We start from the raw sequence: 19,670 nt of genomic DNA, 5'->3' as shown, positions 1-19,670 counted from the left end.
GGGGGCGTCACACGGACGAAACAACGCGGTGTGAAGCTCGGTCCCATGAACGCATCGATCGTGGAGAACCGCTCCCACCCGCGTCTCCCCGACCTGCTGGGGGCCTACCACCTGGCGAACCAGGCCGAGAAGGGCACGCCCGTGGCGGCCGTCGCCGGGCTCCCGGACGTATACCGCGGCGAGGTCGACGACCCGGCCGCCGCCTTCACGGCCGACACGGTCCTGCTCGCCACCCCGCCCGGCCACGACCTCCCGGCCGCCTGCGTCGTCCTCAAGGCCGCGCACGGCGACCGGGCGCCCGAGATCAAGCGGCTCTGGGTCGCGCCCGAGGCCCGTCGGCAGGGACTCGCGCGGGCCCTCATGTCCGAGGCCCTGCGCCGGGCGGCGGCCTCCGGCGCCCCCGCCGTACGCCTCACCGTGTGGAACTGGCGGGAGGAGCCGCTCGCCCTCTACCGCAGCCTCGGCTTCGAGACCGTCGCCTCCTGGGACGAGCGGCCCGACCTCCTGTGCCTGGAGAAGCCGTTCGACGCCATCGAGCGCCTCACCCCCGACGCCGTCCGCGCACACGCCTCCGACGGCCTCGCCGCGCTGCTCCTCGACGCCGTGGACTCGGGCGCCTCCGTCGGCTTCCTGGCGTCCCTCACGGCCTCCGAGGCGGCCGCCTGGTGGACCGGCGCCGCCGAGGAGGCCGACCGGGGCGTACGGGACGTCTGGGCGGCCCACGGGCCCGACGGGAGCCTCACGGGCGTCGTCACCCTGGTCCGGGCCGGCGCCGCCAACGGCAGACACCGCGGTGAGATCGCCCGCCTCCTGGTGCACCGCTCGGCCCGTGGCCGCGGCCTCGCCCGCCGGCTGCTCGCCACGGCCGAGGCCCACGCCGAGGCCACCGGCCTCGGCCTGCTCGTCCTGGACACCCAGACCGACAGCCCGGCCGAGCGTCTCTACCGGGGCACGGGCTGGACGGCCGCCGGCACGATCCCGGACTTCGCCGCCGACCCGGCGGGCGTCCTGCGGGCGACCACGCTCTACTACAAGCGCCTCGGCTAGCCCGGGGGAACGGGAAGGGCCCCGGAGGCGATCGCCTCCGGGGCCCTTCCCGTCTGTACGTGTCCTGCGCTACGGCGTCTGCGCCGCCCGCGCCTCCCGGCTCTCGCGCCGGTTGCCGCGGAAGGTGTTCACCCGGCGGGCCGTCGCGAAGAGGGGGATCACGGCGCCCATCACGACCTGGAGCGCGCACCCGGTCTGGAGCAGGAACTGCCCGCCCGGAGCATCGAAGGCCCAGGCCGCCAGCATGCCCATCGCGCCGACGATCCAGCTGAGCATCGCCACCGCGAGGATGCCCCGCGGCTTGGGGTACTCGACCCGGCTCACCATCAGCCAGGCGACACCGATGATCGCCAGGAGCGTCGGGATGAACGGCAGCTCCAGCAGCACGATCGAGACGACCGTCAGCGCGCCGAAGGGGCTCGGCATGCCCTGGAACATGCCGTCCTTCATGGTCACGCAGGAGAACCTGGCCAGCCGCAGCACCACCGCGAGCAGCACCACGATCGCGGCCACCGCCGAGACCTTCTGCTGCGCGCCCGGCGTGACCATGCCGTACACGAGTACGAAGTAGGCCGGTGCCAGACCGAAGCTGATCAGGTCCGAGAGGTTGTCGAGCTCGGCGCCCATCGGGGACGAGCGGAGCTTGCGCGCCACGATCCCGTCGAACAGGTCGAAGATCGCCGCGGCGAGCATCAGGATGACGGCGGTGGCGGCGCTGTTGCGCGCCATGCCGGTCTCCGTGCTGCCCGTCAGGTGCGGGATGAGGATGCCCGTGGTGGTGAAGTACACCGCCATGAACCCGCACGTGGCGTTACCGAGCGTGAGGGCGTCCGCTATGGACAGCCTCAGCGACAGCGGCATCTCCTCGGCCTCTTCGGCCGCTTCCGTGTCGGTGCCGGCGACCCAGTCCCCGGCCCGTGTGTCGGGATCAATCACGGTCAATGCGAGTCACCCCCGCTGTGGTGGCCTGGCCGACCTCGACGGCGACCTCGACACCCTCGGGGAGGTAGATGTCGACGCGCGAGCCGAAGCGGATCAGACCGATGCGGTCACCCTGCTCGACCTTCGTCCCCTGCGGGATGTAGGGCACGATGCGCCGGGCGACGGCGCCCGCGATCTGGACCATCTCGATGTCGCCGAGCTCGGTGTCGAAGTGCCAGACAACGCGCTCGTTGTTCTCGCTCTCCTTGTTGAACGCCGGCACGAACCCGCCGGGAACGTGCTCCACGGACGTCACGGTGCCGGCCAGCGGCGCGCGGTTGACGTGGACGTTCAGCGGGCTCATGAAGATGGCGACCCGGGTGCGCCCGTCCTTCCACGGCATGATGCTCTGCACCACACCGTCGGCGGGGGAGATGACCCGGCCCTGAGCGATCTCGCGCTCGGGGTCGCGGAAGAACCACAGCATGCCGGCCGCGAGCGCGGTGGTCGGCACGGCGATGGCCGCGGCCCGCCTCGACTTGCGCGCGCGCACGAGGCTGAGCGCCGCGGTGGCGACGGTCGGCAGAAGCCACGGCGATGCTCCGCGCGCGAGGCGTACGCCCTGGAGGCTGTCGCGGTGTGCAGAGGTTTGGCTGTGGGGCATGGATGACCTTCGTAGCGGATGATGCCGCACTGGCAACGGGGGACGGCGGCTTTCCCTCGATGCTATCGGTTGCGGGGCGCAACTGGGTAAGCCAGGAACCGAGTCGACGGCCGGAAGACGAACACAGGGTGTGATCTTCTTCGCGGCCGAATCGACCCAAATCCGACAATCAACCCTGGAACCGGTACTCCTCGAGCAGCCGGCGACCAATGATCATTTTCTGGATCTCGGCGGTACCTTCACCGATGAGCAGCATCGGCGCCTCCCGGTAGAGGCGCTCGATCTCGTACTCCTTGGAGAACCCGTACCCGCCGTGAATGCGGAAGGCATCCTCGACGACCTCCTTGCAGTACTCGGAGGCGAGGTACTTCGCCATCCCTGCTTCGAGGTCGTTTCGTTCCCCGGAGTCCTTTTTGCGTGCTGCGTTCACCATCATCGCATGAGCGGCCTCGACCTTGGTAGCCATCTCGGCCAGCTTGAACTGAATCGCCTGGTGCTGGGCGATCGCCTTGCCGAAAGTGTGACGTTGCTGGGCATACGAGACACCGAGTTCGAAAGCACGCTGAGCGACACCGCAACCACGGGCCGCCACGTTGACGCGGCCGACCTCGACGCCGTCCATCATTTGGTAAAACCCTCGGCCCGTGACGCCGCCGAGGACCCGATTGGCCGGAATGCGTAGTCCGTCCATGATGAGTTCGGTCGTGTCGACGCCCTTGTAACCCATCTTGTCGATCTTCCCGGGGATGGTGAGGCCGGGGCGGACCTCTCCGAAACCGGGCTCCTTCTCGACGAGGAAGGTCGTCATCGACTTGTGGGGGGCGGTGCCCTCCGGGTGTCCTTCGTCACTTCGGACGAGAACGGCGACCAGCGTGGACGTGCCGCCGTTGGTCAGCCACATCTTCTGGCCGTTCAGGACGTACTCGTCGCCGTCCTTCACCGCCTTCGACGTGATGGCCGACACGTCCGAGCCGAGCGCCGGCTCCGACATCGAGAACGCGCCGCGCGTCTCGCCGGCCGCCATCCGCGGGAGGAAGTAGTCCTTCTGCTCCTGCGTGCCGTGCTGCTTCAGCATGTACGCCACGATGAAGTGCGTGTTGATGATGCCGGAGACCGACATCCAGCCACGCGCGATCTCCTCCACGCACAGCGCGTAGGTGAGGAGCGACTCACCCAGGCCCCCGTACTCCTCGGGGATCATCAGACCGAAGAGGCCGAGCTCCTTGAGCCCGTCGACGATCTGCTGGGGGTACTCGTCGCGGTGCTCCAGCTCGGTCGCGACCGGGATGATCTCCTTGTCGACGAACTCGCGGACGGTCTTGAGGATCTCCTGCTGGACGTCCGTGAGCCCGGCGGTCTGGGCGAGTCGGGCCATGGCTACTTCTCCGTCTTCTCGGCGGGCTCGATCAGCTCGGGGCGGCCGGGCTGATCGCCGCCGCGCTCCTTGATGTACGTCTCGGTGGGGACCATCACCTTGCGGCGGAAGACGCACACGAGAGTGCCGTCCTGCTTGTAGCCCTTGGTCTCGACGTAGACGATGCCGCGGTCGTTCTTCGACCTCGACGGGGTCTTGTCGAGGACCGTGGTCTCGCCGTAGATCGTGTCGCCGTGGAAGGTCGGCGCCACGTGCCGCAGCGACTCGATCTCCAGGTTGGCGATGGCCTTGCCGGAGACGTCCGGCACGGACATGCCCAGCAGCAGCGAGTAGATGTAGTTGCCCACGACGACGTTCTTGCCGAAGTCCGTCGTGTTCTCGGCGTAGTTCACATCCATGTGCAGCGGATGGTGGTTCATCGTCAGCAGGCAGAAGAGGTGGTCGTCGTACTCGGTGACCGTCTTCCCGGGCCAGTGCTTGTACACGGCACCGACTTCGAACTCTTCGTAGGTACGACCGAACTGCATGGGGATCAGGCCTCCGGGATCTCGAACTTGCCGGTGCGCTGCATGCCGGCGGCACGGCCCTTGCCGGAGATGACCAGGGCCATCTTGCGCGAGGCCTCGTCGATCATCTCGTCGCCGAGCATCGCGGAGCCCTTCTTCCCGCCGGCCTCGGACGTGTAGTAGTCGTAGGCGTCGAGGATCAGTTCGGCGTGGTCGTAGTCCTCCTGCGAGGGCGAGAAGATCTCGTTCGCGGCGGCGACCTGGTCCGGGTGCAGCACCCACTTGCCGTCGAAACCGAGGGCGGCGGCGCGCTGCGCGACGGCCTTGTAGCCCTCCTGGTTGCGGATCTGGAGGTACGGGCCGTCGATCGCCTGGAGGTTGTTGGCGCGGGCGGCCATCAGGATGCTCATCAGGATGTGGTGGTACGCGTCCGCCGGGTAGCCGGGCGGCTGCTCGCCCACGACCAGCGACTTCATGTTGATGGAGGCCATGAAGTCGGCCGGGCCGAAGATGATCGTCTCGACGCGCTGGGAGGCCTGCGCGATCGCGTTGACGTTGTTCAGGCCCTGCGCGTTCTCGATCTGCGCCTCGATGCCGATCTTGCCGACCTCGAAGCCCATCGTCTTCTCGATCTGCGTCAGCAGCAGGTCGAGCGCCACGATCTGCTGGGCGTCCTGGACCTTCGGCAGCATGATGCAGTCGAGGTTCTGGCCGGCGCCCTCGACGACCGTGACGACGTCGCGGTAGGTCCAGTGGGTCGTCCAGTCGTTGACGCGGACGACGCGGGTCTTGCCGGTCCAGTCGCCCTCGTTCAGGAACTTCACGATGGTGTGCCGGGCCTCGGGCTTGGCCAGCGGGGCGCACGCGTCCTCCAGGTCCAGGAAGACCTGGTCGGCCGCGAGGCCCTGGGCCTTCTCCAGGAAGCGCGGGTTGGAACCGGGGACCGCGAGGCACGAGCGGCGGGGGCGCAGCCGGTTCACGGGGGACGCGGGGCTGGTCATGCGGGGACCTCCAGGGGATCGAGCTTGTTCGCTGTCCGGATCTCGTCGACGATACGTCCGATGATCTCCGTGATGCCGAAGTCCTTCGGCGTGAAGACGGCGGCCACACCCGCACGCTTCAGTTCTGCGGCGTCGGCGTTCGGGATGATCCCGCCGACGATGACGGGCACGTCGCTCGCGCCCGCCTCGCGCAGGCGGTCGAGCACGTCCGGCACCAGCTCGGCGTGCGAGCCGGAGAGGATCGACAGGCCCACGCAGTGCACGTCCTCCGCGAGGGCCGCGCTCACGATCTGCTCGGGCGTCAGCCGGATGCCCTGGTAGACCACCTCGAAACCGGCGTCACGCGCGCGTACGGCGATCTGCTCGGCCCCGTTGGAGTGGCCGTCCAGGCCCGGCTTCCCGACGAGCAGCCGGAGCCGCCCGACGCCCATCTCCTCGGCGGTCCGCGCCACCTTGTCCCGCACCAGGGCAAGCGGGGTGCCCGCCTCGGCCGTGACCGCGACCGGAGCCGAGGACACGCCCGTGGGGGCGCGGAACTCGCCGAAGACGTCCCGCAGCGCCCAGGACCACTCCCCGGTCGTGACGCCCGCACGCGCGCACTCCAGGGTGGCGGCGAAGAGGTTGCCGTCACCGGCAGCCGTCGCCTTCAGCGTCGCCAGGGATTCCTGGGCGCGGGTCTCGTCGCGGTTGTCGCGCCACTCGTGGAGGGCGTCGACCACGCGCGCCTCGTTCGCCGGGTCCACCGTCATGATGGCGGTGTCCAGATCGGCGGTGAGGGGGTTCTCCTCGGTCGCCTCGAAGATGTTGACGCCGATGATCTTCTCGTCGCCGGCCTCGATCCGGGCGCGCCGCTCGGCGTGCGAGGAGACGAGCTGCGACTTGAGGTAGCCGGACTCGACGGCGGCCATCGCGCCGCCCATCTCCTGGATCCGGGCGATCTCGGCCAGGCACTCCTCGACGAGCGAGTCGACCTTGGCCTCGATGACGTGCGAACCGGCGAAGATGTCCTCGTACTCCAGCAGGTCGGACTCGTGGGCGAGCACCTGCTGGATGCGGAGCGACCACTGCTGGTCCCACGGCCGGGGCAGGCCGAGGGCCTCGTTCCAGGCGGGCAGCTGCACGGCGCGGGCGCGGGCGTCCTTGGAGAGGGTGACGGCCAGCATCTCCAGGACGATCCGCTGGACGTTGTTCTCCGGCTGGGCCTCGGTGAGGCCGAGCGAGTTGACCTGCACGCCGTAGCGGAACCGGCGCTGCTTCTCGTTCTCGATGCCGTACCGCTCGCGGGTGATCCGGTCCCAGATGCGGCCGAAGGCGCGCATCTTGCACATCTCCTCGATGAAGCGGACGCCCGCGTTCACGAAGAAGGAGATGCGGGCGACGACCTCGCCCCTGCGGTCCTCGGGGACCTGGCCCGAGGCGAACACCGCGTCGAGCACGGCGATCGCGGTGGACATCGCGTACGAGATCTCCTGGACCGGGGTGGCCCCGGCCTCCTGCAGGTGGTAGCTGCAGATGTTGATCGGGTTCCACTTGGGGATGTTGTTCACCGTGTAGGTGATCATGTCCGTCGTGAGGCGGAGGGAGGGGCCGGGCGGGAAGACGTGCGTCCCGCGCGACAGGTACTCCTTCACGATGTCGTTCTGGGTGGTGCCCTGGAGCCGGGTGACGTCCGCGCCCTGCTCCTCGGCGACCACCTGGTAGAGCGCCAGGAGCCACATCGCCGTGGCGTTGATGGTCATCGAGGTGTTCATCTGGTCCAGGGGGATGTCCTGGAACAGCCGGCGCATGTCGCCGAGGTGCGAGACGGGGACGCCGACCCGGCCGACCTCGCCGCGGGCGAGGATGTGGTCGGGGTCGTACCCGGTCTGCGTCGGCAGGTCGAACGCGACCGAGAGGCCGGTCTGACCCTTGGCGAGGTTGCGCCGGTACAGCTCGTTGGACGCCTCGGCGGTCGAGTGACCGGCGTACGTCCGCATGAGCCACGGCCGGTCCTTCTGGCGCTCAGTCATCTGTCGTCCCGGGTTCAGATGTTGCGGAAGCGGTTGATGGCGTCGATGTGCTGGGCGCGCAGCTCGGGGTTGCGGACGCCGAGGCCCTCCTCGGGAGCGAGCGCGAGGACGCCGACCTTGCCCTGGTGCAGGTTGCGGTGGACGTCGTAGGCGGCCTGGCCGGTCTCCTCCAGGGAGTAGACCTTCGACAGGGTGGGGTGGATCTTGCCCTTGGCGATGAGGCGGTTGGCCTCCCAGGCCTCGCGGTAGTTGGCGAAGTGGGAGCCGATGATGCGCTTGAGGGACATCCACAGGTAGCGGTTGTCGTATTCGTGCATGTAGCCCGAGGTGGAGGCGCAGGTGGTGATGGTGCCGCCCTTGCGGGTGACGTAGACGCTGGCGCCGAAGGTCTCGCGGCCGGGGTGCTCGAAGACGATGTCGATGTCCTCGCCGCCGGTGAGCTCGCGGATGCGCTTGCCGAAGCGCTTCCACTCCTTGGGGTCCTGGGTCTGCTCGTCCTTCCAGAACTTGTAGCCCTCGGCGTTGCGGTCGATGACCGCGTCGGCGCCCATGGCCCGGCAGATGTCGGCCTTCTCGGGGGAGGAGACGACGCAGATCGGGTTGGCGCCGCCGGCCAGGGCGAACTGGGTGGCGTAGGAGCCGAGGCCGCCGCTGGCGCCCCAGATGAGGACGTTGTCGCCCTGCTTCATGCCGGCGCCGTTGCGGGAGACGAGCTGGCGGTAGGCGGTGGAGTTGACGAGGCCCGGGGAGGCGGCCTCCTCCCAGCTGAGGTGGTCGGGCTTGGGCATGAGCTGGTTCGACTTGACGAGCGCGATCTCCGCCAGGCCGCCGAAGTTGGTCTCGAAGCCCCAGATGCGCTGTTCGGGGTCGAGCATGGTGTCGTTGTGGCCGTCCGAGGACTCCAGCTCGACCGAGAGGCAGTGGGCGACGACCTCGTCGCCGGGCTTCCACGAGTTGACGCCGGGGCCGGTGCGGAGCACGACGCCCGCGAGGTCGGAGCCGATGACGTGGTAGGGCAGGTCGTGGCGCTTGCTGAGGTCGCTGAGCCGGCCGTAGCGCTCCAGGAAGCCGAAGGTGGAGACCGGCTCGAAGATCGAGGTCCAGACCGAGTTGTAGTTCACGGAGCTGGCCATGACGGCGACCAGGGCCTCGCCGGGGCCGAGCTCGGGCAGCGGCACGTCGTCGAGGTGCAGGGACTTGCGCGGGTCCTTGTCGCGGCTGGCGAGCCCGGCGAACATCTCCGCCTCGTCCTTGTGGACGGTGATGGCGCGGTACGACTCGGGGAGCGGGATGTTCGCGAAGTCGGCGGACGTGGAGTCCGGGGACTGGATCGCGTCCAGGATGTCCTTCACGGGGTTGCCTCCGGCGGTGCGGCGTCTGAGGGGGACGCGCTGGGGGTTACGTCTGGGGCTGCTGCTGTGGAGGTGTGCCGTCGGTTCGGCGGGGGTGGTGCGGGCTGCGCCGGGTGGGCGCGGTGGGTGCCTGTGACGCAGGCGTCCGGGCGCACAATCACGATCGCTTGTGGGGACAGCCGGCGCACGAGGAGACCTCTGCGCGCCGACCGCCCGGACACCTTCAACGTATGGCACGCCGTGTCACGTGACAAGGCACTGCGTGCCAACAATTTCACTCATATGCAATCTGCCGGTCACATGTGAGCGATGATCGATCGAATCGCAGGTCAAAAGGGGCGAAGGCCGCCCCGGAGAGGGGGCGGCCTTCGCCTGGAAGAGGGGATGTCCGCTCACGCGGAGGGCGGGGAGACGCCTCCTGCGTCCCCTGCGCCCGCGCGCAGGGGGCTCGCGGAAAGGGGTGGCGCGGCGCGTCAGGTCGGGTCGGGTCAGCCCTTCGTCAGGGCCTGCTGGATCGTGCGCATGACCTCGTCGAGCGGAGCGTCCGTCCTCGCCACGGCGACCACCACGTCGCCCGTGGTCGAGGCCCGGGCGGCCGGCTGGGCCGACTCCGGGGCCGCGGGGGAGGACGAGGAGGAGGGGGCCGGGCGGCCCGCGCCTATGCCCGAGCCGAAGGTCTCCCGGACGATCGCGAAGGCGTGGTCCAGCTGGCTCTCCACGTCCCCGCGCCCGCCCGCCCGCAGCCAGCGGCGCAGGACGTGGTTGTGGGCCGTGACGACCGCGGAGGCGGCGACCTCGGCGAGCAGCGGGTCGTCGTTGCCGTCGTGGTGGTCGCGCTCGTCGAAGTGGCCCAGGAGATAGCGGGTGAACAGCCGCTCGTAGCGGGCCACCGAGGCGATCTCCCGCTCCCGCAGGGTCGGCACCTCGCGCGTGAGCCGGTAGCGCTCCACGGAGACCGCGGGCGACCCCGCGTACATCTTCATGACCTCCTTGATGCCCCGGCACACCGTGTCGAGCGGGTGCTCGTGCGGCGGGGCGGCGTTCAGCACGGCCTCCGCGCGCACCAGGGTGTCGTCGTGGTCGGGGAAGATCGCCTCTTCCTTGGAGCGGAAGTGCCGGAAGAAGGTCCGCCGCGCGACCCCGGCCCTGGCCGCGATCTCGTCGACCGTCGTGGCCTCGTACCCCTTGCTCGCGAAGAGCTCCATCGCGGCCGTGGCGAGTTCCCGGCGCATCTTGAGCCGCTGCGCGGCGGCACGAGTGCCCGCCGCGCTCTCCGGAGCGTCGGACGGGGACGTGGCACGGGGTGTCTTCGCGGCCTTGGGCATGGTCCGAACGTACTGCATCGGAGGGGGAGTGTGCCCAGGTGGGGGCGGGGAGCCCCCCGGGACACCGACGGTGCCCGGAGGGCTCAGCAGACCACCCCAGCCGGCTGCTCCCGGCTCAGCGTCGGGCATATTCGCGGAAGCCGCGCCCCGTCTTGCGGCCCAGGCAGCCCGCCGCCACCAGGTGCTCCAGGAGGGGGGCCGGGGCCAGGCCCGGGTCGCGGAACTCGCGGTGCAGCACCTGCTCGATCGCGAGCGACACGTCCAGGCCGACCACGTCGAGCAGTTCGAACGGCCCCATCGGGTAGCCGCCGCCCAGCTTCATCGCGGCGTCGATGTCGTCCAGCGTCGCGTAGTGCTCCTGGACCATCTTGATCGCGTTGTTCAGGTACGGGAAGAGCAGCGCGTTCACGATGAAGCCGGCCCGGTCGCCGCAGTCCACCGGGTGCTTGCGGATCTTCGTGGTGACCTCGCGGACCGTCGCGTGGACGTCGTCGCCGGTCAGCACGGTGCGGACGATCTCGACCAGCTTCATGGCCGGCGCCGGGTTGAAGAAGTGCATCCCGATGACGTCCTGCGGGCGCGAGGTGGCGCGGGCGCAGGCCACTACCGGCAGCGAGGACGTCGTGGTGGCCAGCACCGCGCCCGGCTTGCAGATCTTGTCGAGCCGCGCGAACAGCTCCTGCTTGACCTCCAGGTCCTCGGCGACCGCCTCCAGGGCCAGGTCGACGTCGGCGAAGGCGTCCAGCGTGCCCGCCGGGGTGATCAGGGCCAGCGTGGCGTCCCGCGCCTCGCCCGTCATACGGCCCTTGTCGACCGACCGGGCCAGCGACTTGGCGATCCGGGCCTTCGCGGTGTCGGCCTTCTCCTGCGAGCGGGCGGCCAGGACGACCCGGTAGCCGGCCTTCGCGAAGACCTCGGCGATCCCGGAGGCCATGGTGCCCGAGCCGGCGACACCGACGGAGCGGACCTCGCGGCCCGCGGAGGCCTCGGCGGAGCCCAGCGGGGTCAGCGCGTCCCGCACCACCTCGCCGGAGCCCGGCGCCGCGTACGTGTAGAAGCCGCGGCCCGACTTGCGCCCGGTCAGTCCCGCCTCGCTGAGCTGCTTGAGGATCGGGGCCGGGGCGTGCAGCCGGTCGTGGGAGTCCGCGTACATGGCCTCCAGGACCGTGCGGGCCGTGTCGACGCCGATCAGGTCGAGCAGGGCCAGCGGGCCCATCGGCAGGCCGCAGCCGAGCTTCATGGCCGCGTCGATGTCCTCGCGGGAGGCGTACTTGGCCTCGTACATGGCGGCGGCCTGGTTCAGGTAGCCGAAGAGCAGCCCGTCCGCGATGAACCCGGCCCGGTCGCCGACCGCCACCGGCTCCTTGCCGAGGTCGAGGGCGAGCCGCGTGACCGCGTCGACGGCCCGCGGGTCGGTCAGCACGGACGAGACCACCTCGACCAGCTTCATGGCCTGGACCGGGGTGAAGAAGTGCAGGCCGAGGACGCGCTCCGGGTGGGCCGAGTCGGCGGCGAGCCGGGTGACGGAGAGCGCGTTCGTGCCGGTGGCGATGATCGTGCCGGGGCGGACGACGCCGTCGAGCGCCCGGAACACCTCCTGCTTCGCCTCGTACGACTCGGGAACGACCTCGATCACGAGGTCGGCCTCGGCGGCCGCCTGGAGGTCGGAGAAGGTACGGAAGCGGGCCAGGACGTCCTGCCGCTCCTCCTCGGTGATCCGCTCGCGGGCCACCGCGCGGGCGGTGGAGGCCTCCAGGGCGGCGACGGCCTGGGCGGCGGCGGTGTCGCTGATGTCGATGCCGATGACCTCGCGGCCGGCGCGGACCAGGACATCGGCGATTCCGGTGCCCATGGTGCCGAGGCCGACGACGGCGATGGTGGAGAGAGGGGTGTCCATCAGGGGACTCCTGAGAGGAAGAGTGACGACTGAGGGCAGTGCGCGCACGAAAGGGCGCGGGAAAGAGCGAGGGCTCTGCCCGGAGAAAGGGCGATGCCCTGGAGGAAAAGGGGCGACGGACTCTGTCCCGGAGCCACGTCGAAACTGCCGAACCGACGAACACCCACAACGGCTGCGTCACCAGGCCGTTGTGGGAAGCGCGGGGGGTGCCCCGCTCACCTGAGACTAACCGGCGGGTAACGAGCACGCCAGTCCTGGGAAGTTGGGGAAGATGTGATCTGGATCGCGGATAGGCTCGGATTCATGGAATACGCCGAGGATCCGGAATTCTGCTCGATGATCGATCGATTGCGGGACGAGATCCGGAATGACGACGGAACGGTCCCGGCGGCATTCGAACAGCTTGCGGAAACCACGGATCCCGAGGAACTCCACCGGGTCCTCACCGCGCCCGGCCGCCCGCTCTGGGCCCGCGAGATCGCGGCCTACGCCCTCGGCGTCGCGGGCGACCGCCGCGCCTTCGAGGCCCTGGTGCTCCTGCTCAACCACCGCGACCCCGAGCGCTGCGTCACCGCCGCCCACGCCCTGACCCGGCTCGGCGACCCCCGCACCGCCCGCGCGGCCGCCGCCCTCGCGACCAACGAACTCCGTGCCGCCTACGCCCTGCTGCCGGTCCGGCTGCTCACGGCCCTCCGAGCCCCCGAGGCCGTTCCCGCCCTGATCACCGTGCTCGAACGGCGGCTGCCCGACGACGATCCGCACTGGCGGGTCGGTCTCGCCTGCGTGGAGGGGCTGGGCGCCCTGGGCGACGCCCGGGCCCGTCCCGCCCTGGAGGCGGCGCTCCCGCATCCCCGGCTCGGCGCCGCGGCGCGGACGTCACTGGGCCGACTCGCCGCCGCCCACTGAGCGCAGCACCGGCCGGCCCGCGCCGGACTCCGGCCGCCGCTCCGGCCGCCGCTCCGGAACGAGCGCGAAGGCCTCGATCTCCACGAGCAGTTCCGGACGGACCAGCGCCGTCACCTGCACCGCCGAGCTCGCCGGCAGCGGAGCCCCCGCGAAGTGGGCGTCCCGGGCCTCCCGGACCGCCGGCAGGTGCGCGACGTCCGTGACGAAGTAGGTCAGCTTCACCACGTCCCGGAACCCGGCGCCCGCGGCGGCCAGGCACCGGTCCAGGTTGGCGAAGACCTGACGGGCCTGCGCCACGGCGTCGCCCTCGCCGACCACGGCGCCCGAGGCGTCGAGGGCGCACTGCCCGGATATCGCGACGAAGCGGCCCGTGCCCCAGACGACGTGGCTGTACTGCGGGCTGGCGGCGATCCCCTCGGGAGCGGGCACATGGGTCAGGTGGCTCGTCATGTCCCACATCCTCGCCCACGGCACTGACAACGCCCGCACCCCGGGGGGTGCGGGCGTTCGGGCGGGCCCCGGCGGCGGGGTCAGCGCACGTGGCCGAGGAAGCCGTGCAGCGCGCTGCCCGCGGTCTCGGCCGCGGTCGGCGCGGACCGGGTCGCCGAGGCGGGCTCGGGGTCGGGCAGCGTCGCGCAGGCGGCGTCCACCTCGGAGTCCCCCGCGGCGCGGGGGACCCTGCCGGTGGCCAGGTAGGTGGCCAGGTGTCCGTCCATGCACGCGTTCCCGGCGAGGGTCACGCCGTGGTTCCCGCCGCCCTCCTCCACGACCAGGCTGGAGCCGCGCATCAGCCGGTGCAGGGCGACCCCGCCCTCGTACGGCGTCGCCGCGTCGTCGGTGGCCTGGAGGATGAGGACCGGCGGCACCTCGTCGTTGCTCACGTCCGGCGGCGTCAGCGAGTCCACCGGCCAGAACGCGCACGGCGCGTTGTACCAGGCGTTGTTCCAGGTGGAGAAGGGCGCCTTGGCGTGCACGTCCCAGTTGTCCTTGCGCCAGACGTTCCAGTCGCGCGGCCAGGCCGCGTCCCGGCACTGCACGCTCGTGTAGACCGAGTAGCCGTTGTCGGCGGCCGCGTCGGCCTCGCCGTACCGCTCGTACGCCTCGGTGAGCGGGGCCGGGTCCGCGTCGTTGGCGTACGCGGAGAACGCCTTGGCGAGGCGCGGCCAGTAGCCGTTGTAGTAGGCGCCGGGCAGGTAGGTGTCCTCCAGCTCGCCCGGTCCGACCTTCCCGCCGGCCGGCTGCGCGCGGAGCGCGTCGCGCATCCGGTACCAGGCGGCCTCGACCGCCGCCGGGTCGGCGCCCAGCCTGTACACGGAGTTCCGCGCCGCCACCCAGGCCATGAAGTCCTTGTGCCGGGTGTCGAAGGCGTAGTCCTGCGCGATGTTGTCCTCGTACCAGACGCCGTGCGGGTTCACCGCGGAGTCCAGCGCCATCCGCCGCACCCGGTCCGGGTGGAGCCGCGCGTACACGGCCCCCAGGTAGGTGCCGTACGAGTAGCCGAGGTAGTTGATCTTCGCGGCGCCGAGCGCGCGCCGGATCACGTCCATGTCCCGGGCGCTGCTCACGGTGTCGATGTACGGCAGCACGTCCGCGTACTTCCGTCCGCAGGCCGCGGCGAAGTCCTGCGCGCGCTGGATGGCGAGCCGCTCGCCCCCGGTGTCGCTCGGCACCGAGTCCGGGCGGACCGGGGCGAAGTGGCCGGGCCGGCAGTCGAGCGCGGGCTCGCTCTTGCCGACCCCCCGCGGGTCGAAGCCGATCACGTCGTACTCGGCGGCCACCTTCGGGGGCAGCGAGGCCGCCACGTACCCGGCCATGCCGCGGCCGCTGCCGCCGGGCCCGCCCGGGTTCACCAGCAGCGGGCCCTGGAAGGTCTTCGCGGTGTGCGGGATCCGGGTGAGGGCGAGGGTGACGGTCCGGCCGGCCGGATCGTCGTGGTTGAGCGGCACCCTGAGGGTGGCGCACTGGAGTGTGGGGTACGCCTCGGTGGCGCAGCCGCTCCAGGCGAGCGTGGGGACGGGGCGGGGGGCCGGCTCACCGGCGCCCGCGGGGGCGGCGGGCAGGACGGTGACCGTCCCGGCGACCAGCGCTCCTGCGGCGATCAGCATTCCTGCGCGTGGGGTCATAGGGCGTTTGTGTCCCGAACCGGCCCGGAGGGGACCTGTTTCGGCGAGAGTTGACCCGAACGGAGGGGGATCCGACGGCGTGTCAGACGGCCGGTCCGATGATCCGAGGAGCGCTCAGAGGAGGGTGAGCTGCTCGGGCGCGGCCGCGAGGGAGGGCTCCTCCGGCACGGCGATCCGGCGCGCGGCGCCCCGCTGAGACGGTCCGATCCCGAACTCGGCCGCCAGCTCGTGCACCTGACGGGTGATCCGCCGCTGGTACCACGTGGGCGCGTAGGCCCCGTCCGCGTACATCCGCTCGTACCGTCCCACCAGGCCGGGGTGGTGGCGGCGCAGCCACTGCATGAACCACTCGCGGGCGCCGGGCCGCAGGTGCAGCACGAGCGGGGTGACCGAGACCGCCCCCGCCTCGGCGATCGCGCGGACCGTCTCCCGCAGCTGCTCGGGCCGGTCGCCGAGGAAGGGCACCACGGGGGCCATCAGGACCCCGCAGTCGATGCCGTGCGCGCCCAGTGTCCGCACCACGTCCAGGCGCCGCTGCGGGGACGGCGTGCCGGGCTCGACCGTCCGCCACAGCTCCCGGTCGGTGAAGCCGACGGAGACGGAGATGCCGACCTCGGTGACCCGGGCGGCCTGGGTGAGCAGCTCCAGGTCGCGCAGGATCAGGGTGCCCTTGGTGAGGATGGAGAAGGGATTGGCGCGGTCGCGCAGCGCCGTGAGGATGCCCGGCATCAGCCCGTACCGGCCCTCGGCCCGCTGGTAGCAGTCGACGTTGGTGCCCATCGCGATGTGCGCGCCCTGCCAGCGGGCCGAGGCGAGCTGGCGGGCCAGGAGCTCCGGGGCGTTGACCTTGACGACGATCTGGGAGTCGAAGCCGAGGCCGGTGTCGAGGTCCAGATAGCTGTGGGTCTTGCGCGCGAAGCAGTAGACGCACGCGTGCGTGCACCCCCGGTACGGGTTGACCGTCCACTCGAACGGCATCCGGGACGCGCCGGGCACCCGGTTGAGGATCGAGCGGGCCCGCACCTCGTGGAAGGTGATGCCCCGGAACTCGGGGGTGTCGAAGGTCCGGGTGGTCACCGCGTCCGTGCCGAACAGGGCGATGTCGGCGGGAGCGGCGGGGGTGTCGCCCAGATTGTCCCAGCGCATGGACGCCTCCTCGGTGGCTGTGCGTCGACCGTTCGCCCAGAATAGAACACCTGTTCCCTTGATCGTTGCAACCCGGATTTCGCGCCCCGGAGCCCACGTGGTTCGCTTGGCCCACACCCCTGAGGAACCACGAGCTGGAGGAAGTCAATGGCGCAGGTCGAGGCCACCACGGAACGGATCATCGCCGCCGACGCGGAGAAGGTGTTCGACGCGCTGGCCGACTACAGCGGTACGCGCGCGAAGCTGCTCCCCGAGCACTTCAGCGAGTACGAGGTGCGCGAGGGCGGCGACGGCGAGGGCACCCTCGTGCACTGGAAGCTGCAGGCCACCAGCAAGCGCGTCCGCGACTGCCTGCTCGAGGTCACCGAGCCCACCGACGGCCAGCTCGTCGAGAAGGACCGCAACTCCTCGATGGTCACCACCTGGGTCGTCACCCCCGCCGGCGAGGGCAAGTCCCGCGCCGTCGTCACCACCGTCTGGGACGGGGCGAGCGGCGTCGGCGGCTTCTTCGAGCGCACCTTCGCGCCCAAGGGCCTCGGCCGCATCTACGACGCCGTCCTCGCGAAGCTGGCGGACGAGGTCGAGAAGTAACGCCCGGAGCGTTCACCGATTCGAGTGGATCGCCCGCGCCCCCGTAACGGCGCCGCCCGTGCGCCGGGGGCGCGGGCTTCCTCGTAAACGCGCTGATGAGCGACCCAAGTGCGCCGTACGGCAGGGTCGTTCGGCTCCCGGATCGCCACGGACGGCCCGTACCGCCCGACTTGCTCCCCCTTCGCGCCCAATGCGAAGAATGGCGCGGCGCAGACGCCGTGACGAGGGGAGCAGGTACGTGGGTGCGATCACGATCGTGAAATCCGCCGAGGACGGAGAGGTCCCGGCGGACGCGACGAGCCCGGAACCGCCCGCCGCGGGCGGCCCGCCCACCGGACCCGTCCCGCCGCCGCACCCCGCCCGGGCCGACCACCTCGACCCCCGCCGCGTCCGGCTCGTCTTCTGCGGACTGATGCTCGCGCTGCTGCTCGCCGCGCTCGAGCAGATGATCGTCGCCACCGCCCTGCCGAAGATCGTCGGCGAACTCCAGGGCCTCGACCGGATGTCCTGGGCGATCACCGCCTACCTGCTGACCGCCACCATCGGGCTGCCGGTCTACGGAAAGCTCGGCGACCTCCTCGGCCGCAAGGGCGTCTTCCTCTTCGCCATCGTCGTCTTCGTCATCGGCTCGGCACTCGCCGGCTGGTCTCGCAGCATGGACGAACTCATCGCCTTCCGCGCGATCCAGGGCATCGGCGCGGGCGGCCTGATGATCGGCGTCCAGGCGATCATCGCCGACATCGTCCCGGCCCGGGAGCGCGGCCGCTACATGGGCCTGATCGGGGCCGCCTTCGGCCTCGCCTCCGTCGCCGGACCGCTCCTCGGCGGCTTCTTCACCGACCACGTCTCCTGGCGCTGGTGCTTCTACTTCAACGTCCCCTTCGGACTCGTCACCCTCGCCGTCGTCGCCGTCGTCCTCAAGCTCCCCAAGCCCGAGGCCCGCGCCCGCTTCGACGTCCTCGGCGCCCTCCTCCTCGCCGCGGCCTCCACCTGCCTGGTCCTGCTCACCAGCTGGGGCGGCACCGAGTACGCCTGGGACTCCCGCGTCGTCATCGGCCTCGCCTGCGGCGCCGCCGGAACCACCCTGCTCTTCCTGGTGGTCGAGCACTTCGCGCCCGAACCCCTCATCCCGCTGCGGCTGTTCCGCGACTCCGTGTTCACCGTGACCGCCCTCGTCGGCGCGGTGGTCGGCATCGCACTCTTCGGCGCCGCCAGCTACCTCCCCAGCTTCCTGCAGATGGTCGAGGGCGCCACCGCCACCGAGTCCGGCCTCCTGATGCTGCCCCTCATGGGCGGCATCGTCATCGCCTCCGTCGTCTCCGGCCAGCTCATCAGCCGCACCGGCCACTACAAGATCTACCCGCTGCTCGGCGGCGCCCTCTCCGTCCTCGGCATGTGGCTGCTCTCCCGCATGGACGCCGACACCCCGCGCCTCCAGCACAGCCTCTGGCAGGCCGTCCTCGGCACCGGCATCGGACTCGTCATGCCGGTGCTCATCCTCGCCGTGCAGAACTCCGTACGCCCCGCCGACCTCGGCACCGCCACCAGCGCCCACACCTACTTCCGCCAGATCGGCGGCAGCGTCGGCGCCGCCGTCTTCGGCACCCTCTTCGCCTCCCGGCTCGACGACGCCCTCGGCGAGCGGCTCGGCGGCGTCCTCGCCGGCGGCGGGACCTCCCTGCCGCCCGCGGAGTCCATCACCCCGCAGACGGTGCACACCCTGCCGCCCGCCCTGCGCGACGCCTACATCCAGGCCTACGCGGACGCGATGCCGCGCATCTTCCTCTACCTCGTGCCGGTCCTCGTGCTCGGCCTCGTCCTCGCCTTCTTCCTCAAGGAGAAACCGCTGGTGTCCCACCACAGCCCCGCCACCGAGGCCACCGGAGCCGACGAGTTCGGCGGCGTCCAGGCCGTCCCGCACGCCCGGCACGCGGCCCCCGCACCCGCTTCCCCCGCCGCCCCGCACTCCGGGTCCCCCGTCTGCGGCAGCGTCCGGCACCACGACGGCAGCCGCGTTCCCCGGGCCGCCCTCACCCTCATCGACGTCCAGGGGAGGCAGGTCGGCCGGGGCGCCAGCGGCGAGGACGGGCGGTACGCGCTCAGCGTCCCCGGCAGCGGCGCGTACGTCCTCATCGCGGCGGCCGGCGGACACCAGCCGCAGGCCGTCTCCGTCACCGTCGGCGACCGGCCCGTCGAACTCGACGTGGTCCTCGGCGGCGCCGGCCGGCTCGCGGGCAGCGTCGTCACCGCCGACGGGACACCCGTCCGGGACGCGGCCGTCACCCTCACCGACGTACGCGGCGAGGTCGTCGCCTCCACCCGCAGCGGACGCGAGGGCGGGTACGTGATCTCCGAACTGGTCGCCGGCGAGTACACGCTCGCCGCCAGCGCCCCCGCCTTCCGCCCCGCCGCGCTCCCCGTCAGCGTCCAGGCCTCCCGCGAGACCCGCCAGGACATCGAGCTCGCCGGCGGCGCCGTACTGCGCGGCACCGTGCGGGCCGGGGGCGGGCGCCCCGTGGAGGACGCGCGGGTCACCCTGCTCGACGCCGCGGGAAACGTCGTCGACACCCTCACCACCGGCGCCGACGGCACCTTCCGCTTCGTCGACCTGTCCTCCGGCGAGTACACGGTCATCGCCGCGGGCTACCCGCCCGTCGCGACCGTCCTCCAGATGGCCGGCGGCGGCCGGACCGAGCGCGACCTCCAGCTCGGCCACCAGGACTGAGGCCCGGCCGCCCGGCGGCCGGGCGGGGGCGCTCGGCGGCCGGGCGGGGGGCGCTCGGGCAGCGGGGCCGACGCGACGCCGG

Annotated in this window: 16 protein-coding genes; 4 read left to right on the top strand and 12 right to left on the bottom strand. The window is 71.3% G+C overall.

The window, feature by feature from the left end:
* The first annotated feature begins 45 nt into the window (after window positions 1–45).
* Entirely contained in the window at window positions 46–1,047 is a 1,002-nt protein-coding gene (locus tag ACF09E_RS11015) for a GNAT family N-acetyltransferase (protein WP_392204866.1), read from the top strand.
* A gap of 69 nt (window positions 1,048–1,116) precedes the next feature.
* Here the strand turns inward: ACF09E_RS11015 and pssA are convergent, their stop codons facing one another.
* The 9 genes from pssA to ACF09E_RS10970 all read right to left on the bottom strand — a co-directional run bounded on the left by pssA (window position 1,117) and on the right by ACF09E_RS10970 (window position 12,097).
* Entirely contained in the window at window positions 1,117–1,983 is an 867-nt protein-coding gene (gene pssA / locus ACF09E_RS11010; RefSeq protein ID WP_392205018.1) for a CDP-diacylglycerol--serine O-phosphatidyltransferase, read from the bottom strand.
* Complete coding sequence (locus ACF09E_RS11005; protein ID WP_361849650.1) at window positions 1,976–2,632, bottom strand: phosphatidylserine decarboxylase; 657 nt, start codon at window positions 2,630–2,632, stop codon at window positions 1,976–1,978. Before ACF09E_RS11005 ends, pssA begins: the two co-directional genes overlap by 8 nt.
* Before the next feature lie 169 nt (window positions 2,633–2,801).
* A complete protein-coding gene (locus ACF09E_RS11000) occupies window positions 2,802–4,007 on the bottom strand; it encodes an acyl-CoA dehydrogenase family protein (protein WP_361849648.1) in 1,206 nt (401 codons plus the stop codon).
* Between the two features lie 2 nt (window positions 4,008–4,009).
* Window positions 4,010–4,534: a MaoC family dehydratase gene (locus tag ACF09E_RS10995; RefSeq protein WP_392204865.1), complete on the bottom strand. Its 525-nt coding sequence runs from the start codon at window positions 4,532–4,534 to the stop codon at window positions 4,010–4,012.
* Window positions 4,535–4,539: 5 nt separating this feature from the next.
* Window positions 4,540–5,514 carry an HpcH/HpaI aldolase/citrate lyase family protein gene (locus ACF09E_RS10990; RefSeq protein ID WP_392204863.1) on the bottom strand — a complete coding sequence of 325 codons (975 nt, stop codon included), beginning with the start codon at window positions 5,512–5,514 and terminating at the stop codon, window positions 4,540–4,542.
* Window positions 5,511–7,523 (bottom strand): protein meaA, encoded by a 2,013-nt coding sequence (locus tag ACF09E_RS10985; RefSeq protein ID WP_392204862.1) that lies wholly within the window; start codon window positions 7,521–7,523, stop codon window positions 5,511–5,513. The genes ACF09E_RS10990 and ACF09E_RS10985 overlap by 4 nt, the downstream gene beginning before the upstream one ends.
* 14 nt (window positions 7,524–7,537) lie before the next feature.
* On the bottom strand, window positions 7,538–8,875 hold the full coding sequence (gene ccrA, locus ACF09E_RS10980) for a crotonyl-CoA carboxylase/reductase (protein ID WP_392204861.1): 1,338 nt from the start codon (window positions 8,873–8,875) through the stop codon (window positions 7,538–7,540).
* Between the two features lie 488 nt (window positions 8,876–9,363).
* Window positions 9,364–10,200: a TetR family transcriptional regulator gene (locus tag ACF09E_RS10975; protein WP_392204860.1), complete on the bottom strand. Its 837-nt coding sequence runs from the start codon at window positions 10,198–10,200 to the stop codon at window positions 9,364–9,366.
* A gap of 115 nt (window positions 10,201–10,315) precedes the next feature.
* Window positions 10,316–12,097, bottom strand: coding sequence for a 3-hydroxyacyl-CoA dehydrogenase family protein (locus ACF09E_RS10970; protein ID WP_392204858.1), 1,782 nt, complete (start codon window positions 12,095–12,097; stop codon window positions 10,316–10,318).
* A gap of 303 nt (window positions 12,098–12,400) precedes the next feature.
* Here ACF09E_RS10970 and ACF09E_RS10965 point away from each other — a divergent pair, with 303 nt between their 5' ends.
* Window positions 12,401–13,003 (top strand): HEAT repeat domain-containing protein, encoded by a 603-nt coding sequence (locus ACF09E_RS10965; RefSeq protein WP_392204857.1) that lies wholly within the window; start codon window positions 12,401–12,403, stop codon window positions 13,001–13,003.
* Here the strand turns inward: ACF09E_RS10965 and ACF09E_RS10960 are convergent.
* The 3 genes from ACF09E_RS10960 to ACF09E_RS10950 form a co-directional block, all read right to left on the bottom strand.
* A complete protein-coding gene (locus tag ACF09E_RS10960) occupies window positions 12,974–13,453 on the bottom strand; it encodes a RidA family protein (protein WP_392204856.1) in 480 nt (159 codons plus the stop codon). The genes ACF09E_RS10965 and ACF09E_RS10960 overlap by 30 nt on opposite strands.
* 80 nt (window positions 13,454–13,533) lie before the next feature.
* Window positions 13,534–15,126, bottom strand: coding sequence for an alpha/beta hydrolase (locus ACF09E_RS10955; RefSeq protein WP_392204855.1), 1,593 nt, complete (start codon window positions 15,124–15,126; stop codon window positions 13,534–13,536).
* 114 nt (window positions 15,127–15,240) lie between these two features.
* Complete coding sequence (locus tag ACF09E_RS10950; RefSeq protein WP_392204854.1) at window positions 15,241–16,272, bottom strand: Rv2578c family radical SAM protein; 1,032 nt, start codon at window positions 16,270–16,272, stop codon at window positions 15,241–15,243.
* A 147-nt stretch (window positions 16,273–16,419) separates the two neighbouring features.
* On the opposite strand from ACF09E_RS10950, the gene ACF09E_RS10945 reads away from it, so the two are divergent.
* Window positions 16,420–16,863, top strand: a complete 444-nt coding sequence (locus tag ACF09E_RS10945; protein ID WP_361849626.1) for an SRPBCC family protein — start codon at window positions 16,420–16,422, stop codon at window positions 16,861–16,863.
* Between the two features lie 238 nt (window positions 16,864–17,101).
* Window positions 17,102–19,588: an MFS transporter gene (locus tag ACF09E_RS10940; protein WP_392204853.1), complete on the top strand. Its 2,487-nt coding sequence runs from the start codon at window positions 17,102–17,104 to the stop codon at window positions 19,586–19,588.
* Window positions 19,589–19,670 lie beyond the last annotated feature (82 nt).

This window comes from Streptomyces sp. NPDC014891 (genome assembly GCF_043081085.1).
Lineage (GTDB): Bacteria > Actinomycetota > Actinomycetes > Streptomycetales > Streptomycetaceae > Streptomyces.
This window is presented reverse-complemented; position numbering and strand designations above follow the sequence as displayed.

Bases quoted from the DNA above. Each gene is read 5' to 3' on its own strand.
- ACF09E_RS11015 (WP_392204866.1), top strand. From the start codon at position 46: ATGAACGCATCGATCGTGGAGAACCGCTCCCACCCGCGTCTCCCCGAC.
- ACF09E_RS11005 (WP_361849650.1), bottom strand. From the start codon at position 2,632: ATGCCCCACAGCCAAACCTCTGCACACCGCGACAGCCTCCAGGGCGTA.
- ACF09E_RS11000 (WP_361849648.1), bottom strand. From the start codon at position 4,007: ATGGCCCGACTCGCCCAGACCGCCGGGCTCACGGACGTCCAGCAGGAG.
- ACF09E_RS10995 (WP_392204865.1), bottom strand. From the start codon at position 4,534: ATGCAGTTCGGTCGTACCTACGAAGAGTTCGAAGTCGGTGCCGTGTAC.
- ACF09E_RS10990 (WP_392204863.1), bottom strand. From the start codon at position 5,514: ATGACCAGCCCCGCGTCCCCCGTGAACCGGCTGCGCCCCCGCCGCTCG.
- ACF09E_RS10985 (WP_392204862.1), bottom strand. From the start codon at position 7,523: ATGACTGAGCGCCAGAAGGACCGGCCGTGGCTCATGCGGACGTACGCC.
- ACF09E_RS10975 (WP_392204860.1), bottom strand. From the start codon at position 10,200: ATGCCCAAGGCCGCGAAGACACCCCGTGCCACGTCCCCGTCCGACGCT.
- ACF09E_RS10970 (WP_392204858.1), bottom strand. From the start codon at position 12,097: ATGGACACCCCTCTCTCCACCATCGCCGTCGTCGGCCTCGGCACCATG.
- ACF09E_RS10965 (WP_392204857.1), top strand. From the start codon at position 12,401: ATGGAATACGCCGAGGATCCGGAATTCTGCTCGATGATCGATCGATTG.
- ACF09E_RS10960 (WP_392204856.1), bottom strand. From the start codon at position 13,453: ATGACGAGCCACCTGACCCATGTGCCCGCTCCCGAGGGGATCGCCGCC.
- ACF09E_RS10955 (WP_392204855.1), bottom strand. From the start codon at position 15,126: ATGACCCCACGCGCAGGAATGCTGATCGCCGCAGGAGCGCTGGTCGCC.
- ACF09E_RS10950 (WP_392204854.1), bottom strand. From the start codon at position 16,272: ATGCGCTGGGACAATCTGGGCGACACCCCCGCCGCTCCCGCCGACATC.
- ACF09E_RS10945 (WP_361849626.1), top strand. From the start codon at position 16,420: ATGGCGCAGGTCGAGGCCACCACGGAACGGATCATCGCCGCCGACGCG.